At 63.7% G+C, this 17,193-nt stretch carries 13 protein-coding genes; 6 read left to right on the top strand and 7 right to left on the bottom strand.

Going from position 1 to position 17,193, the window contains the following annotated elements:
* Positions 1-2: 2 nt before the first annotated feature.
* A complete protein-coding gene (locus tag ACGYLX_RS11265) occupies positions 3-1,247 on the bottom strand; it encodes a glycosyltransferase family 4 protein (RefSeq protein ID WP_394449505.1) in 1,245 nt (414 codons plus the stop codon).
* Between the two features lie 123 nt (positions 1,248-1,370).
* On the opposite strand from ACGYLX_RS11265, the gene ade reads away from it, so the two are divergent.
* The 6 genes from ade (at position 1,371) to msrA (ending at position 7,134) form a co-directional block, all read left to right on the top strand.
* Positions 1,371-3,173, top strand: coding sequence for an adenine deaminase (gene ade, locus ACGYLX_RS11260; protein WP_394449503.1), 1,803 nt, complete (start codon positions 1,371-1,373; stop codon positions 3,171-3,173).
* Positions 3,170-4,633 (top strand): AMP nucleosidase, encoded by a 1,464-nt coding sequence (locus ACGYLX_RS11255; RefSeq protein WP_067262140.1) that lies wholly within the window; start codon positions 3,170-3,172, stop codon positions 4,631-4,633. Before ade ends, ACGYLX_RS11255 begins: the two co-directional genes overlap by 4 nt.
* 127 nt (positions 4,634-4,760) lie before the next feature.
* Positions 4,761-5,048 carry an HU family DNA-binding protein gene (locus tag ACGYLX_RS11250; protein ID WP_007118569.1) on the top strand — a complete coding sequence of 96 codons (288 nt, stop codon included), beginning with the start codon at positions 4,761-4,763 and terminating at the stop codon, positions 5,046-5,048.
* Positions 5,049-5,229: 181 nt separating this feature from the next.
* A complete protein-coding gene (locus tag ACGYLX_RS11245; protein WP_394449501.1) occupies positions 5,230-6,099 on the top strand; it encodes a DMT family transporter in 870 nt (289 codons plus the stop codon).
* 79 nt (positions 6,100-6,178) lie between these two features.
* Positions 6,179-6,628, top strand: coding sequence for a peptide-methionine (R)-S-oxide reductase MsrB (gene msrB, locus ACGYLX_RS11240; RefSeq protein ID WP_067263849.1), 450 nt, complete (start codon positions 6,179-6,181; stop codon positions 6,626-6,628).
* Positions 6,625-7,134 carry a peptide-methionine (S)-S-oxide reductase MsrA gene (gene msrA / locus ACGYLX_RS11235; protein ID WP_168612444.1) on the top strand — a complete coding sequence of 170 codons (510 nt, stop codon included), beginning with the start codon at positions 6,625-6,627 and terminating at the stop codon, positions 7,132-7,134. The genes msrB and msrA overlap by 4 nt, the downstream gene beginning before the upstream one ends.
* 28 nt (positions 7,135-7,162) lie before the next feature.
* Here msrA and ACGYLX_RS11230 read toward each other — a convergent pair whose 3' ends face one another.
* From ACGYLX_RS11230 to gltB, 6 genes are all read right to left on the bottom strand, one after another.
* Positions 7,163-9,169, bottom strand: a complete 2,007-nt coding sequence (locus ACGYLX_RS11230) for a hydantoinase/oxoprolinase N-terminal domain-containing protein (RefSeq protein WP_394449499.1) — start codon at positions 9,167-9,169, stop codon at positions 7,163-7,165.
* An 11-nt stretch (positions 9,170-9,180) separates the two neighbouring features.
* On the bottom strand, positions 9,181-10,245 hold the full coding sequence (gene queG, locus ACGYLX_RS11225; RefSeq protein WP_394449497.1) for a tRNA epoxyqueuosine(34) reductase QueG: 1,065 nt from the start codon (positions 10,243-10,245) through the stop codon (positions 9,181-9,183).
* A complete protein-coding gene (locus ACGYLX_RS11220; RefSeq protein WP_067263858.1) occupies positions 10,245-10,913 on the bottom strand; it encodes a glutathione S-transferase family protein in 669 nt (222 codons plus the stop codon). Before ACGYLX_RS11220 ends, queG begins: the two co-directional genes overlap by 1 nt.
* A 58-nt stretch (positions 10,914-10,971) precedes the next feature.
* Positions 10,972-11,700 (bottom strand): monofunctional biosynthetic peptidoglycan transglycosylase, encoded by a 729-nt coding sequence (gene mtgA, locus ACGYLX_RS11215; protein WP_394449495.1) that lies wholly within the window; start codon positions 11,698-11,700, stop codon positions 10,972-10,974.
* Positions 11,701-11,707: 7 nt separating this feature from the next.
* A complete protein-coding gene (locus ACGYLX_RS11210) occupies positions 11,708-12,412 on the bottom strand; it encodes an SGNH/GDSL hydrolase family protein (RefSeq protein WP_394449493.1) in 705 nt (234 codons plus the stop codon).
* 108 nt (positions 12,413-12,520) lie between these two features.
* Positions 12,521-17,053: a glutamate synthase large subunit gene (gene gltB / locus ACGYLX_RS11205; RefSeq protein WP_394449491.1), complete on the bottom strand. Its 4,533-nt coding sequence runs from the start codon at positions 17,051-17,053 to the stop codon at positions 12,521-12,523.
* Positions 17,054-17,193: the final 140 nt, after the last annotated feature.

Genomic DNA, 17,193 nt, shown 5'->3' with positions numbered 1-17,193 from the left:
CCCTAGCCGATCCGCTTGCCCTCGGGCACCAATGCGTTGATCTGCGCAAGGTGTTCGGGCAGGCAGCGGGTCAGGAAATCATAATTCTCGACCACATGGGCCCGCGCCGCCGGGCCGAGATGGGCGTGATCCTGCGGATGGGCGAGCACCTCTACCACCTGCGCTGCCAGCGCATCGGGGTCGAAGAAATCCACCAGCAGGCCGGTTTCACCATGGGTCACGGCCTCGCGCACCGGGGCCACATCAGAGGCGACGATCGTGGCCTGCATCGACATGGCTTCGAGCAAGGACCAAGACAGCACGAAGGGCATCGTCAGATAGATGTGACAGCGGCTGATCTGCACCAGCTTCTTGAAGTCGGGATAGGGCACTTTGCCCACGAAATGCACGCGGTCCCAATCGACCCTATCCTGCAACTCCGCCGCCATCTCTCCGCGCAGACCGCCGGGATGATCGCTCTGTTTGCCGTAGGAGACCTCATTGCCGCCGACGATCACCACCCGCGCATGGGGCCGCTCGGCCAAGATACGCGGCAGCGCGCGCATCATCGTGTGAAAGCCGCGGGTCTTTTCCAGATTGCGCGCGACATAGGTGATGATCTCATCCTCGCGCGTGACGGGCCGCGCCAAACGCCCTAGACGCAGGCTCACATCCGGGTCGGGCAAAAGCTGATCGGTGCGGATGCCGTCGTGACAGACATAGAGCTTGCGGTGAAAGCTCTCGGGAAAACGGTCGCGCTGCCAATAGGTCGGGCAATGGCCCAGATCGACGGTTTCGATATTGGCCAGCGGCACGATGTTGCGGGCATGGTTGAGGTAGGGCGCATGGGCCGAGATTTTCTCGGCAGGGTCAAAGCCCACCATGCCGCCGGTCATGTTATAGTAATACTCGAAATAACCGATGATCGGCACATCCGGCCAAAGCTGTTTGAAGAAACTCAACTCCCCCCAACCGACGTGGCCGATGATGATGTCGGGGCGAAACCCCTCTCGCGTTTCTATCTGCTGGGCGGCGTTGACGGCGCCGAACCCATTGCCTGAGGCTTCCTCCCAAATGCGCGAGAGACCATAGGCTTTCTCCTCGGGGCGGTGATGGGGGCGGTAGACACGGGTTTCGACCCCCGGCAGCTGCGGCGCATTTTGGCGTTGGGTCAGAAAATAAATGCGATGCCCGCCCGCCTGCGCCAGCCATTGTATCAATTCCCGGTATTGGCCGGGCATGTTCTGGTGCACAAAGAGAAAATTCATATAATCGTTCCGTAAATGTCTTGCGCGCCAGTTAGCCGCAAGCGGCGCGCTCTGGCAACATCGCGCGCCCTTTCCGATGGCGTGATCGCTTGAACCTCCCCCGGCCCTATGTCACCTTTGGACATGACAGATAAAACGTTCCCCTCTTGGCCCGATGTGGCCGCGCAATTGGTCGAGGTCGCCGCCGGACGGCGCGCGGCCGATACGATCATCACCGGCGGCATTTGGGTCAATGTGCACACCCGCGAATGCCTGCCCGATCATGACATCGCCATCGCCGCCGGGCGCATCGCCTTCGTTGGCCCCGACGCCAGCCATTGCCGGGGCGAGAGCACCCGCATCATCGAAGCCAAGGGCCGCTACATGGCGCCCGGCCTTTGCGACGGGCATATGCATATCGAGAGCACGATGCTCACCCCCGCTGAGTTCGCCCGCGCGGTGATACCGCATGGCACGACTTCGGCCTTCACAGACCCGCATGAGATCGCCAATGTGCTGGGCCTCGACGGCGTGCGCATGATGCACGACGAGGCGCTGCTGCAGCCCATCAACATCTTCACGCAGATGCCCTCCTGCGCGCCCTCCGCCCCGGGGCTCGAGACCACGGGCTTTGAGATCACCGCCGAGGACGTGGCCGAGGCGATGACATGGCCCGGCATCGTGGGTCTGGGCGAGATGATGAACTTTCCGGGCGTCAGCAATGCCGATCCGCAGATGCTGGCCGAGATCGCGGCCACGCAACGCGCGAACAAGACGGTGGGCGGGCATTACGCCTCCCCCGACCTCGGCGCCGCCTTCGCCGCCTATGTGGCCGGTGGCCCGGCGGACGATCACGAGGGCACCTGTGAAGCCGACGCCGTGGCGCGGATGCGGCAGGGCATGCGCTCAATGATCCGGCTCGGCTCCGCGTGGTACGACGTGAAGACGCAGATTACCGCGATCACCGAAAAGGGGCTCGATCCGCGCAACATGATCCTGTGCACCGACGATAGCCACTCGGGCACGATCACCAACGAGGGCCACATGAACCGCGTGCTGCGCCATGCCATCGACTGCGGCTGCGACCCGCTGGTGGCGTTGCAGATGGCGACGCTCAACACCGCCACGCATTTCGGGCTGGAACGCGAAATCGGCTCGCTCACCCCCGGACGCCGTGCCGACGTGATCCTGACCTCGGACCTTGTCTCTTTCCCGGTCGAGATGGTGATCGCCCGCGGTGAGGTCGTGGCTGAGAGCGGCAAATGCCTTGTCGCCTGCCCGCATTACGACTGGCCCAGCAGCGCGCGCAACACCGTGAAGATGGCGCGCGACCTCGCGGCGGCGGACTTCGACATCCCCGCCCCCGAGGGCGCCAATGCCGTCACCGCCAATGTCATCGGCGTGGTCGAGAACCAAGCCCCGACCCGGGCGCTGAAGTTCGAACTGCCGGTGACCGAAGGCCGCGTGCAGGGCACCGGCGAGGTCTGCCAGATCGCGCTGGTCGAGCGCCACCGCGCCACCGGCACGGTGACCAATGCCTTCGTCTCGGGCTTCGGCTACGAGGGGCGCATGGCGATGGCCTCGACCGTCGCGCATGACAGCCACCATATGATCGTCGTCGGCACCGATGCCGAGGAGATGGCCCGCGCCGCCAACCGTCTGCGCGAAGTGGGCGGTGGCATCACCATCTTCCGCGAAGGCGAAGAACTGGCGCTGGTCGCCCTGCCGATCGCCGGGCTGATGTCCGACCGTCCCGCCGCTGAGGTCGCCGCCGATGCCGAAGCCCTCGTCCAAGCGATGATCGACTGTGGCTGCAAGCTGAACAACGCCTATATGCAGCATTCGCTCTTGGCCCTTGTGGTGATCCCCGAACTGCGGATCTCGGACCTTGGGCTGGTCGATGTGCAGAAATTTGAAATCATACCTTTGTTAGAGCCGCAAACATGACAACGATCCTGACCCCGGACACCCCGAACCCGGAAAGCTTCCGCGATGCGACCGCTGCCGTGGACCGACTGACCGAACTCTATCAGCAGGCCACCACCTTCTTGCGGGAGTCTTTTGCCAAGGCGATGGAAAGCTCGGCCCCCGATGCGCGTGTCCGCGCTTTTTACCCTGAGCTGCGGTTTCGGACCTCTTCCTATGCGCATGTGGATACGCGGCTGTCTTTCGGGCATGTCTCCTCTCCCGGAACCTTTGCGGCGACGATCACCCGGCCCGATCTGTTTCGGAACTACCTGATCCAGCAAATCGGCCTGTTGATCGAAAACCACGACCAGCCGGTGATTGTCGGCCCTTCGACCACGCCGATCCCGGTGCATTTCGCCATGTCCGGCGACAACGCGCTGAACGTGCCGCAGGAGGGGGCGGCGGACTTCACCCTGCGTGATGTCTTTGACGTGCCGGACCTGTCGACCACCAATGACGATATCGTCAACGGCACCTATGTGCCCGAGGACGACGTGCGTCCGCTTGCCCCCTTCACCGCGCAGCGGGTCGATTACTCCCTCGCACGGCTGGCGCATTACACGGCCACGGATCCTGAGCATTTCCAGACACATGTACTGTTCACCAACTACCAGTTCTATGTGACGGAGTTCGAACAATACGCCCGCGAGATGCTGCGCGACCCGGAAAGCGGCTATACCGCCTTCGTCTCGACCGGCAATGCCGAGATCACCGACCCCGATGCGCCCTTGGCCGAGACGCTGAAGACGCCGCAAATGCCGACCTATCACCTCAAGCGGGCGGACGGCTCGGGCATCACGCTGGTCAACATCGGCGTCGGGCCGTCCAACGCCAAGACCGCGACGGACCACATCGCCGTGCTGCGCCCCCATGCATGGCTGATGGTGGGCCACTGCGCCGGTCTGCGCAACACGCAGGCTTTGGGTGATTTCGTGCTGGCGCATGGCTACCTGCGCGAGGATCACGTTCTCGACGACGACCTGCCGGTCTGGGTGCCGATCCCGGCGCTGGCCGAGATCCAGATCGCGCTGGAGCAATCGGTGGCGCAGGTCACCCAACTTGAGGGCTATGAGCTGAAACGCATCATGCGCACCGGCACCGTCGCCACCATCGACAACCGCAACTGGGAGCTGCGCGACCAATCCGGCCCGGTGCAACGGCTGAGCCAATCGCGCGCCGTGGCGTTGGATATGGAAAGCGCCACCATCGCGGCCAATGGCTATCGCTTCCGGGTGCCCTATGGCACGCTGCTATGCGTGTCGGACAAACCGCTGCATGGGGAGTTGAAACTGCCCGGCATGGCGTCAGACTTCTACAAAACCCAAGTCGCCCGCCATCTGATGATCGGCATCCGCGCCATGGAGTTGCTGCGCCGCATGCCGCTGGAGCGGATCCACAGCCGGAAACTTCGGTCCTTCGACGAAACGGCGTTCCTATAGGGCTAGAAACAGCGGAAAATCGCATGTTTTCGCGTTTATAGCGCCACAATTCGTTGTGTTATCCCACAACATACCGTTACATTCCGGCCATGAGGCCCTAAAAAGCGGGCAGTCTAAGGAGAATAAAATGGCAAAACCGATGACCAAGACCCAGCTCGTTGCTGCTCTGGCAGAAGAGATGGACACCGACAAGAAATCCGCAGGCGCAGCGCTCGACGCCGTTTGCAACCTGATCACCCGTGAAGTGTCCGCCGGCGGTGCCGTGACCCTGCCGGGCGTTGGCAAAATCTATTGCCGTGAGCGCCCCGAGCGGATGGTCCGCAACCCCGCCACTGGCGAACAGTTCAAGAAAGACGCCGACAAAGTGGTCAAGATGACCATCGCGAAGGCGCTGAAGGACAGCGTGAACGAGTAAGCCTTGGGCTGAGCGTTTACGAAAGGGTCGTCTTCGGACGGCCCTTTTTTGTTGGAGGGATTGATGGAGGGCCATCGCCTACGGCCTGTTTCCGGGCCGGGTGGCATATCCCACCAAACCCACCTTGCCCTCCCCCTACAAACCCGCCATTCCTTAGCAAGTTCAGCACAGGGGGCATTTCATGGACATCCGCGCAATTCTCATGGGGCTGGCCTTTGCCGTGATGTGGTCCTCGGCCTTCACCTCAGCCCGCATCATCGTGATGGACGCCTCTCCCCTGCTGGCCCTTTCCCTGCGCTACCTGATCTCCGGCCTGATCGGCGTTGGCATCGCGCTGGCTTTGGGGCAAAGCTGGCGGCTCACCCCGGCGCAGTGGCGGGCGACGATCATCTTCGGCGTGCTGCAAAACGCGGTCTACCTCGGCCTCAACTTCATCGCCATGCAAACGATCGAAGCCTCCCTCGCCGCGATCATCGCCTCCACCATGCCCCTGCTCGTGGGCTTCGCGGCGTGGGCGTTTCTGGGCGAGAAACTGCGCCCCTTGGGCATCGCGGGTCTCTTCGCCGGTGTCGTCGGCGTCGCCATCATCATGGGCGCGCGCCTCGGCGGGCAAGTCGACCTCTACGGCCTCATCCTCTGCGCCATCGGCGTCGTCGCCCTCACCGCCGCCACCCTGCTGGTGCGGGGGGCAACCTCGGGCGGCAATTTCCTCATGGTGGTCGGTCTGCAAATGCTCGTGGGCTGCGTCGCCCTCTCCATCGCGACGCTTTTGTTCGAAACACCCCGCATCGACCCCAGCCTGCGCCTGACGCTGGCCTTCGCCTATACCTGCCTTGTCCCCGGCCTTGCCGCCACTGTGGTCTGGTTCTGGCTGGTCAACCGCATCGGCGCTACGCGGGCGGCGACCTTTCACTTCCTCAACCCCTTCTTCGGCGTGGCCATCGCAGCGCTGCTGCTGGGCGAAACGCTGGGGCCGCGCGACATCCTTGGCGTCGCGATCATCGCCGGCGGCATCCTCGCCGTTCAAATCTCGCGCCAGCGCAAAGCGTAACGCCAGTGTGAGGCGCACCCCCTTTGAATTTCACCGCCACACCCCATCTAATAGGCCAAGCCCATGAACGGAGGACGCCATGCCGCAATACGAAAAAACCAACGCCGCGATTGACGCGCTGAGCCCCGAAGAATTCCACGTCACCCAACGCAGCGGCACCGAACGCCCCGGCACCGGCAAATACCTCGACAACAAGGAACCGGGCATCTACGTCGACATCGTTTCGGGCGAGCCGCTCTTTGCCTCCTCCGACAAATACGAAAGCGGCTGTGGCTGGCCGAGCTTCACCAAACCGATCGAGCCTGCCTACGTTGAAGAGTTGGAAGACGCCTCGCTCGGCATGGTCCGCACGGAAGTGCGCAGCAAACACGGCGACAGCCACCTTGGCCACGTCTTCCCCGATGGCCCGCCCGACCGGGGCGGTCTGCGCTATTGCATCAATTCCGCCTCCCTGCGCTTCATCCACCGTGACGACATGGAAGCCGAAGGCTATGGTGAATATCTCAACCAAGTGGAGAATGTGACATGACAACCGAACGCGCAGTGCTGGCCGGAGGCTGTTTCTGGGGCATGCAGGACCTGATCCGCCGCCGTCCCGGCGTGGTCTCGACCCGCGTCGGCTATACCGGCGGCGACGTGCCCAATGCGACCTACCGCAACCACGGCACCCATGCCGAAGGGATTGAGATCATATTCGACCCCGCCAAGACCTCTTACCGCGAGTTGCTGGAATTCTTCTTTCAGATCCACGACCCGACCACGGTGAACCGTCAGGGTAACGATATCGGGATGAGCTACCGTTCGGCGATCTACTATGTGAACGACGAACAGAAAGCCGTCGCCGAAGACACCATCGCCGATGTCGAAGCCTCCGGCCTCTGGCCCGGCAAAGTGGTGACCGAGGTTGAGCCGGTGGGCGACTTCTGGGAGGCCGAGCCCGAGCATCAGGATTATCTGGAGCGGCTGCCCAATGGCTACACCTGCCACTTCCCCCGCGCCGATTGGGTCCTGCCCAAACGCGACGCCGCAGAATGAACCGCTGCCCCCGGCTCCGCGCCGGGGGTTAGCCCACCGCCACCCGCGGGCGGCCCGAAGCTTCGACGGTCAGCGCGGCCTCCACGAAAACCTCCCGCCCCTCCACATCCGCCAGCCGGATATCCCGCGTGACATGGCATTCAATCTCCGCCGCCCCGGCTGCTCGCGCGCGGGCGCGGGCGGCTTCGGTCAAAGCGCGCTCCGCTTGGGTCAAGGCGCGTTCAGCGGTCGGGAAATCCAGTGGGCCATTGGCGAGGTGGAGGCGAAACACCCCCTCTTGCGGAACGGTGATGGTCGCGCTTTCGCGCATGGTGACCCGGCCCACCACCGCGCCGATGGCGTTGGCGACATGGGCGTATTTGGGCAAGATCATCTCATTGCCCAGCCTTTTGCCCACCGGCGGGTAGTAGGTCGCCGCCGAGGCGCCCAATCCCACGACAGGTAAGTTCAGCCCCGCATCGATCCGCAGCACGCCACGATGTCCCGACAGGCCGCGCTGCATCAACACATGGCGCGCCAGAACCTCTGGCGGCAGGTCGAAACCGGCGGTTTCCTCGGCGAATGCAGTCTCTAAAAGGGCCAAAGTCGTCTGTTCGGTCAAACGGTCGAGGATGATCTGGGCGAGGTCATCAGGGTCGGGGCAGAACCGCAGCCCCGAACCGCCCCGCTTGCGCCCGAACAGGATTAGCGCCTTGCGCGCGGCATCGGCATCCCATGCAGAAAGATGCCCCGTCACATGGCTCGCATCCGTGGGCGTCACCCCTGCCAGTTGCACCAACCCGCGTGCGACCAACCGCGCCAAAGCGCTTTGGTCGACCCGGTTCCGCAGCACATCGCCCAAGGGCCAAACGTCGCCGCCGATCCGGTCCAGCAGGCCCAAGTCGCGCGGGGCCAGACCTTCGACCCCCTGCCCCTCTACGGCGCGGACAAAGCGGCCATCGTGCTCTGCCACCACGCTGCGGCGCAGCTGCGCATCCAAGGCGCTATGCACCACCTCCGGCGCGTCGACCGCGATGAGAGAGATCGGCAACAGCCGCTTCGGCCCAAGGGTCACGCCTGCGGTGAGCCCCTCAGACGTGAAATGCACCTCGCTGTCACCGCCCAGCCCGTGGGTGCGCATCGCGACCGCCTCGACCATGGTGCGGTAGGGACCAACCTGCGCGCCCGCCGGGTCAATCGCCGGGCGACCGTCGCGCAATAGGGCCACATCGGTCGTCGTGCCGCCGATATCCGATACCAGTGCCGTCTCTGCCCCGGTCAACCAGCGCGCGCCCACCAGCGACGCCGCAGGGCCGCTGAGGATGGTCTCGATGGGCCGTTCGCGGGCCTGTGCGCTCGACATCAGGGCGCCATCGCCGCGCACCACCATCAACGGCGCGTAGATGCCCAGATGGCGCAATTGATCCTCTGCGCGGCCAATCAGCCGGTCGATCATGCCGATCAACCGCGCGTTCAACAGCGCCGTAAGCGCCCGTTTCGGCCCGTTCAGCTTGACCGAGAGACTGTGAGAGGCCGAGACGGGGCGCGCCGTGACCTCTGCCACCAGTTCCGCGATCCGCTGCTCATGCGCGGGGTTGCGCGTGGCGAATTGGCTGGCCACGGCAAAGCCGCTGACCTCTGCCCGATGTGTCTCTAAAAAGGCGATCAGGGCCGGTTCGTCCAGCGGCGCCGCCTCTGCCCCCGCGTGATCATGCCCGCCGGAGAGCAGCAGAAATGGGTCCCCGCGCAGCGCCTCCGACAGCCCATGCGCTTCAAGATCCGCCGCCCGAAACCCGACATAGATCAAGGCGACGCGCCCGCCCTGCCCCTCGACCAGAGCATTGGTCGCCAGCGTGGTAGAGAGGGAGGCAATGGCGATCTCTTCGGCCGCCACGCCGGATTGTGCCAAAACCGCGCTGACCGCCTTGCCGACACCGACGGCCAGATCGGCGCGGGTGGTCAGCGCCTTGGCGGTGGCGATCACCTCGGTCTCATCGCGGATCAGCACCGCATCCGTATAGGTGCCGCCCGTGTCGACGCCCAATAACACCGCCATGGGCGTGCCTCCTATGCCAAACGCGCTGCCGCCCAACGCGCGGCATCCGCCACGGTGGGATCAGCGTCTTCGGTCAAAGATTGCGCTACAGGGCGCAGCCGTGCCAGCCCGGAATTGCCGATGGCATAAAGCACGTTGCGCACGAAACGATCCCGCCCGATCCGTTTGATCGGAGAGCCGGAATAGCGCGCGCGGAAAGCGGTATCGTCAAGGCCCGCAAGCTCGGCCAGATCGGCGGGCTGCACCGCCGGACCATGATAGCGCATATCGCTGGCTGCCACGGCGAACTTGTTCCACGGGCAAGCGGCAAGGCAGTCGTCACAGCCATAAATCCGGTTGCCCATCTTCTCGCGCAGTTCCAGATCGACCGGCCCTTTATGTTCGATCGTCAGATAGGAAATGCAACGCCGCGCGTCGAGTTGATAGGGCGCGGGGAAAGCATCCGTGGGGCAAGCCTCAAGACAGGCCCGGCAAGAGCCGCAGTGGTCCACCTCCCGGTCGTCGGGCGGCAGATCGAGGGTGGTGAAAACAGAGCCTAAAAAAGCCCAATTGCCGAACTTCCGGCCAAGCAGGTTGGTGTGTTTGCCCTGCCAGCCGAGCCCCGCGGCCTGCGCGAGCGCCTTTTCCGGCACCGGGGCGGTATCGACGAAAACCTTCACCTCCGGATCGAGCGCGCGGGCCTCTTCCATCAGCCACCGCGCCAGCCGCTTCAGCCGTTTCTTGACGATATCGTGGTAATCGCGCCCCTGTGCGTAGACCGAAATCCCGCCCTTGTCGGGATGCTCCAACACCGCGCGGGGGTCATGTTCGGGGGTGTAGCTTTCGGCCAGCATGATGACGGACCGCGCCTCGGGCCAGAGGGCAGCGGGGTTGCCCCGCCAATGCATCCGCTCTTCCATCCAGCCCATCTGTCCGTGAAACCCGGCCTCGACAAAGCGGGCGAGCCGTTCGGGCACTTCGGGCACGTCTTGGGGGCGGCAAATGCGGCAGGCGACAAAGCCTTCCTCAAGCGCCCGGGCCACCACCCGCGCCTTCAGAGCCTCCGGCCCGATCTCGGCGCAGGGGGCGGCAGGCATCAGAAGTCGAGGTTGTTGTAATGCAGCGGCGGCGGGAAGCCCGGCAGTTGATCGGCGAGGATCGAGCGGAAGGCCGGGCGCGACTTGATCTTGGCGTACCAATCCTTGACCACGTCAGAGCGGTTCCAATCCACGTCTGAGATATAGTCGAGCGAGGACAGATGCGCGGCGGCGGCGAAATCGGCCAGCGTCATCACGTCGCCCGCCAGCCAGCGGCGGTGATCCAGCAGCCACGCCATGTAGTCGAGGTGATATTTGATCGCCTTGGCCCCGGCCTTGACGTTCTTGCTGTCGGGGTAGCCCTGTTTGGTGACCTTCTTGTTGACCCGCTCATACAGCAGTTTCGAGGTCACCTCGTCGTGGAACTTGTCGTCGAACCAACTGACCAAACGTCGCACTTCCAAGCGCTGCACCGGGTCACTGGGCAGCAAGGACGCCTCGGGGCGGGTCTCTTCGATATATTCACAGATCGCGGCGCTTTCCGCCATCATGATGCCGTCGAGCCGCAGCACCGGCACCTTGCCCGCCGGGTTGCGGCGCAGAAAATCGGGGTCTTGTTCCCAATAGCGCTCCTCGACCAGTTCCACCTCGATCTTCTTCTCCCCAAGGCTAAGCCGCACCTTGCGGCAGAAAGGGGACAAGGGAACGTGAAACAAGCGAGCCGTCATATAAAGTCCGTGTGGTTAAAGGGATTGCACTCTTCCATGCCTGCTTGCGCGGGGATTTTCAACTCTCGAAACAGGCGGCGCGACCGTCCGCGCGGATGGTCGCCGCCCCGTCCATGATCTGCGCCGTGCGCTTGCGGGTAAAGTCACCGGGGCGCGAGGCGGACCGCTCTTTCGGGTCGGGCAGGATTGCGGCAAGGCGCGCGGCCTGCGTCGGGCTGAGGTCCGCCGCCGCCACGCCAAAGTAATGCGGGGCCGCAGCACCAACGCCAAAGACGCCTTCGTCAAACTCGGCCACATTCAGATAGACCTCGATGATCCGCCGCTTGGGCCAGAGCGTTTCGACCAGCGGGGTCATCCCGGCCTCCAACGCCTTGCGCAGCCACGAGCGACCATGCCAAAGGTAAACGTTCTTGACGGTCTGCTGGCTGATCGTCGATGCCCCGCGGGCCGAGCCGTTCTCGATCGCGGTACGGATCGCCTGCATGTCAAAACCCCAGTGATTGCAGAAATTCGCATCCTCCGCCGCCACGGCGGCGCGGGCCATCACGGGGGCGATCTGTTCCAGCGGCACCCAGTCCCGCTGCACCCCGCCCAAACGGCGCGATTCCGAGAACATGTAGAAACCCGTGGGCGGATTGACGAAGCGGAAGAGCAGCACCAACAGCACCGCCAAGAGAAAGGCCAGCGCCAAGGCGCGCAAGGCCCAACGGCGCGCGCGTTTCTTGAGCGAGGGGCTGCTCTTGCTCGATTTCTTACCCTTGGGGGCGGTCTTTTTCCGTGTCGCCATAGATCAGCTATAGGCCGTCTGCGGGATTTTGTGAACGGCTCTCACGCGCGGTGATCTCTTGGGCGAGGTAGGCCCCGATCCGGGCAGAGCCTCGGGCCGAGGGGTGTACGTTGTCGCGAGCGAAGAGCCCGCGATCCCCCCGGTCGATCACATCTTCGGAATCGACGAAATGGACCCCGGGGCGGCGCGCGGCGAAGCGGGCGATGCGGGATTCGATTTCGACCAGATCATCACGGCAGCCCGCGAAGGCGCCCGAACCGGAGCCTGCGTAATACCCCATCCACATGACCTGCGCGCCGGTCTGGGCGCGAAGACGTTGCAGGAAGGCAGGGATGCTACCGCTTTGACCATCCGGCGCAATCAGCGCATCGACAGCGGCTCCGCAGGCGCCACAGCCGCAATCGGCGTTCAGGTCATTCGCGCTGCCATTGACCACCACCCAGTTCCAGCGCCCGCCGGGGAACTGCTGCTGGATGTCAAAGCCGACGGCAGAGGCCACGGTCGAGGCATTGTCGAACTGAGCGCCCGGCACGGCGCGGCTGGTGACGTTGCGACCCGTTTGACTGGCGATGACATCAGGGATGGCCCGACCCCCGTTCCACGCCATGATGGAGTCGCCCAAGACGAGGATGTCACCCCCGCCGCGCGGGGCGGTGTCGGTGCAAGCGGCAAGGCCGGTGACAAAGGCGATGGCGATCAGAATTTTATGCATGGAGTCCTCCGATGCGGAGGAGGTAGCGCATCCCGTTCCGTCTACCACCCCGGCCCGGAAGCAAGCCGATGGCCCTCCCCGCGCGACCGGAGCCGCGCGGGGCAAAGGTTACTCCGCCGGAACCGCCGCCTCTTCCACGCTGAGCGGCGCGGGCAGATGCACCAACATCTCCTTCGGGCAGACCTGCAAGAAGTTGTGCTTCTCGGTCTCCCAATGCTGAAGGATATCGGCGGCCTTGCGGCTCTTGGTCTCGGCGACATGGCGTTCCAGCAGACCGTGCAACTGATCGAGCCAATGATCGACGCTGACCGGGCATGTCACGATGGTTTCGGCGTTCATCAACTTATGGGCCGAGCCTTCGGGATCATAGAGATAGGCCATCCCCCCGGTCATCCCGGCAGCAAAGTTCGCGCCGATCTCACCAAGGATCACCGCCACACCGCCGGTCATATATTCGCACCCGTTGCTGCCGCAGCCTTCGATCACCACATGCGCGCCCGAGTTGCGGACGGCAAAACGCTCGCCCGCCCGGCCCGCGGCAAAGAGGTATCCCGCCGTCGCACCATAAAGCACCGTGTTGCCGATGATCGTATTCTCCGACGCCACCACCGGGCTCGCCATCGAAGGCCGCACCACGATCGTGCCACCCGACAGACCCTTGCCGACATAGTCATTGGCATCGCCCGAGACTTCGAGCTTGAGCCCCGGTGCGGCAAAGGCCCCCAGCGACTGCCCAGCCGAGCCGGTCAGCTTCACCGTTAGGTGGTCCGGTTGCAGCGAATTGCGCATCCCGAAGCGCTTGACGATATGGCTCGACACCCGCGTGCCGACGGTCCGGTGCGTGTTTTGGACGGCATAGGACAGTTGCATCTTCTCACCGTCCTCAAGGAAGCGCGCGGCATCGCGGACGATCTGCGCGTCCAGCGTGTCGAGCACGACCTGACGCGGCTTGTCGCGGTCATAGACGTTCTCATTCGCGCCATCGACGGTGATCAACAGCGGGTTCAGATCCAGATCATCAAGGTGCGCCGAGCCTCGGCTGACCTGCGTCAGCAGGTCCGCACGGCCGATGACCTCATCAAGGCTGCGCGCCCCGATGGAGGCGAGAATTTCCCGCACCTCCTGTGCGTAGAAGGTGATGAGGTTAACGACCTTATCCGCATTGCCGGTGAACTTGCCGCGCAGCGCTTCGTCCTGCGTGCAGACGCCGACGGGGCAGGTGTTGGACTGGCACTGGCGCACCATGATGCAGCCCATGGCGATGAGTGCCGCGGTGCCGATGCCGTATTCCTCGGCCCCCATCATCGCCGCCATGACGATGTCGCGCCCAGTGCGCAGCCCGCCGTCGGTGCGCAGCGTCACCCGGTCGCGCAGGTTGTTCATCGACAGAACCTGATGCGCCTCAGTGAGGCCCATCTCCCACGGCAGACCCGCGTATTTGATCGAGGTCGCAGGCGATGCCCCGGTGCCGCCGTTGTGGCCCGAGATCAGGATGATGTCGGCCTTGGCCTTGGCCACGCCCGCAGCAATCGTGCCGACGCCACTCGAAGCGACGAGCTTAACGGTTACTTTGCAGCGCGGGTTGATCTGCTTGAGGTCGTAGATCAACTGCGCGAGGTCTTCGATCGAGTAGATATCATGGTGCGGCGGGGGCGAAATCAGGGTCACCCCCTTCGTCGAATGCCGCAGCCGCGCGATCAGGTCGGTGACCTTCATGCCCGGAAGCTGGCCGCCCTCACCGGGCTTGGCGCCCTGCGCGACCTTGATCTCCAACTCTTCGCACTGGTTCAGATACTCCGCCGTCACACCGAAACGGCCCGAGGCGACCTGTTTGATCTTGGCCGAGGGGTTGTCGCCATTGGCCTCAGGCACGAAATGCGCCGGATCTTCGCCGCCCTCGCCGCTGTCAGACTTGGCGCCAATACGGTTCATCGCCACGTTCAGCGTCTTATGCGCCTCGGGCGACAGCGCCCCCAGCGACATGCCCGGCGTTACGAAACGCTTGCGGATTGAGGTGATGCTCTCCACCTCCTCCAACGGCACCGGGTTGCCGCGCGGCTTGATGTCCAAAAGGTCGCGCAGATGGATCGGCGGATTGCTCTGCATCTTTTTCGAATACTGCTGCCACATCTGGTAGGACGCTTTGTTGCAGGCCATTTGCAGCATATGCATGCTGCTCGCCTCCCAAGCGTGTTTCTCACCCGAGCGGCGCAGCTTGTAGAAGCCACCGATGGGCATCACGACACCGTCGCCCTGCCAGCCCTTGGCGTGAACCTCTTCGGCCTTGCGCTGGATGCCGACGACACCGATGCCGGAGATGCGGCTGGTCATGCCGGGGAAATACTCGGCACACATGGCACGGGACAGGCCCACCGCCTCGAAGTTCAGACCGCCGCGATAGGACGAGATCACGGAAATCCCCATCTTCGCCATGATCTTGAGCAGACCTTGATCGATCGCTTCACGGTATTTCTGCACCGCCTGCGTCAGGGTCATGTCCAGCAATCCGCGCTCAATCCGGTCGGCGAGGGAATCCTCGGCCAGATAGGCGTTCACCACGGTCGCACCGCAGCCCACCAGCACGGCGAAGTAATGCGGATCGACACATTCGGCAGAGCGCACGTTAAGCGAGGTAAAGGTCCGCAACCCCTTGCGCACGAGGTGGCTGTGCACCGCGCTGGTGGCAAGGATCATCGGCATCGCCACGCGGTCAGCACCGCTGTGCTGATCGGTCAGCACCAGATGCCCCGCGCCCGAGCGCACGGCGTCTTCCGCCTCGGCCCGGATGCGCGCCAGACCGGCGCTCAGATTGCCGTTGCCGGGCTCGAAAGTGCAGTCGATGGTGACTGTATGCACTTTGAACTGGGCCATCAGCTCATCGAACTGCGCGTTGCCCACAAAGGGGCTGTCGAGCACGATGATCTCGGTCTGCGAGCTGTCTTCGTCGAGCACGTTCTTGAGGTTGCCGAACCGTGTCTTGAGGCTCATCACCCGGAATTCGCGCAAGGAGTCGATCGGCGGGTTGGTGACTTGGCTGAAGTTCTGGCGGAAGAAATGGCTCAGGGGGCGGTACTGGCCGCTAAGCACCGCCGAAGGCGTGTCGTCGCCCATCGAGGCCAGCGTTTCCTTGCCGTCCTCGGCCATCGGCGCGAGGATCTGTTCTAACTCTTCGATGGTATAGCCCGCGGCCACCTGACGGCGGCGCAACTCGGCGCCTTCGAACAACGGTTTTTCGGTGACACCGGCAAGGACACCATCCATCTCGGTGATCTTGCCGACCCATTCGCCGAAGGGTTGGTTGGCGGCTAGTTTGTCTTTGATTTCAGTATCATGGAAGAGTTTCCCCTCTGCCATATCCACCGCGATAATCTGCCCGGGGCCAAGCGCGCCCTTGGCCACGACGCGCGCCTCGTCCAGCGGCACCATCCCGGCTTCGGAACCGGCGATCAACATGCCGTCCGAGGTTTCGACATAGCGCATCGGGCGCAGCCCGTTGCGGTCAAGCCCGGCGCAGACCCAGCGGCCATCGGTCATCGCTAGGGCGGCGGGGCCGTCCCAAGGCTCCATGACGGAGTTGCAATAGGAATACATGTCGCGCCACGCCTGCGGCAGTTCCACGGCCTGTTTAGACCAGGATTCCGGCACCAACATCGTCTTGGCCATCGGCGCGGAGCGGCCCGCGCGCACGAGCACTTCGAAGACCGAGTCGAGTGCCGCGGAGTCGCTGGAGCCGGAGGCCACGATCGGCTTGATGTCCTCGGCCATCTCGCCAAAGGTCGCGCTCGCCATGCGGATCTCATGGCTCTTCATCCAGTTCATATTGCCCTTGAGGGTGTTGATCTCACCGTTATGGGCCAACATGCGGAAGGGCTGCGCCAGCCACCACTGCGGGAAAGTGTTAGTGGAATAGCGCTGGTGATAGATCGCGAAGGCGCTGATGAATTTGTCGTCCTTCAGGTCGGGATAGAACTCCGCCACCTGTTCGGCCAGCATCATGCCCTTGTAGATGATCGAACGGCAGGACATCGAAGCGATATACATCTGCGGCACCTGCGCCGCGATGGCGGCTTTCTCAATGCGGCGGCGGATCACGTAGAGCTCGCGCTCAAAGGTCTCTTCATCCACGCCCTTGGCGTTGGAGATCAGGATCTGCTCGATCTCGGGCCGGGTCGCATTGGCCTTTTCACCCAGCACCGAGATGTCGACCGGCACATGTCGCCAGCCATAGATGTAGTAGCCCATGCGGAGCACTTCGGTCTCCACGATGGTCCGGCATGTCTCTTGCGCGGCGAAGTTGGTGCGCGGCAGGAAGACCTGACCGACGGCGATCAACTCGTCTTCGCGCGGGGTGTGGCCGGTGCGGCGGACTTGCTCATAGAAGAAGGGCACGGGGATCTGCACATGGATGCCCGCGCCATCGCCGGTCATGCCGTCGGCGTCGACCGCGCCGCGGTGCCAGATCGCCTTGAGCGCGTTGATCCCGTTGACCACGACCTCGCGGGTCTTCTCGCCGTTGATGTTGACCACGAGGCCCACGCCGCAGGAGGAATGCTCTTCCTCGAAACTATACATTCCCTTTTCGGCCATCATCGCGCGTTTGGCTTCTTCGCGGGCCACCCAGGCGTCATCATATTTGGTCATGGCTTGGTTCCTTCCACAAACGCCGCAAATCCTGCTTTGACTTGGGCCTTGGTTTTGTTCTCGTGCGCGCTGGCAAAGGCAGGGCCGTCGGGCGTCACGTCTATTTCACTCTTGGTCTCGGGCAGCGCCGCAGGGGGCGG

Origin of the sequence: Sulfitobacter sp. 1A13496 (assembly GCF_043557225.1) — a bacterium.
GTDB classification, from domain to species: domain Bacteria; phylum Pseudomonadota; class Alphaproteobacteria; order Rhodobacterales; family Rhodobacteraceae; genus Sulfitobacter; species Sulfitobacter faviae.
Note: the sequence above shows the minus strand (reverse complement) of the source record. Positions and strands in the feature narration are given on the sequence as shown.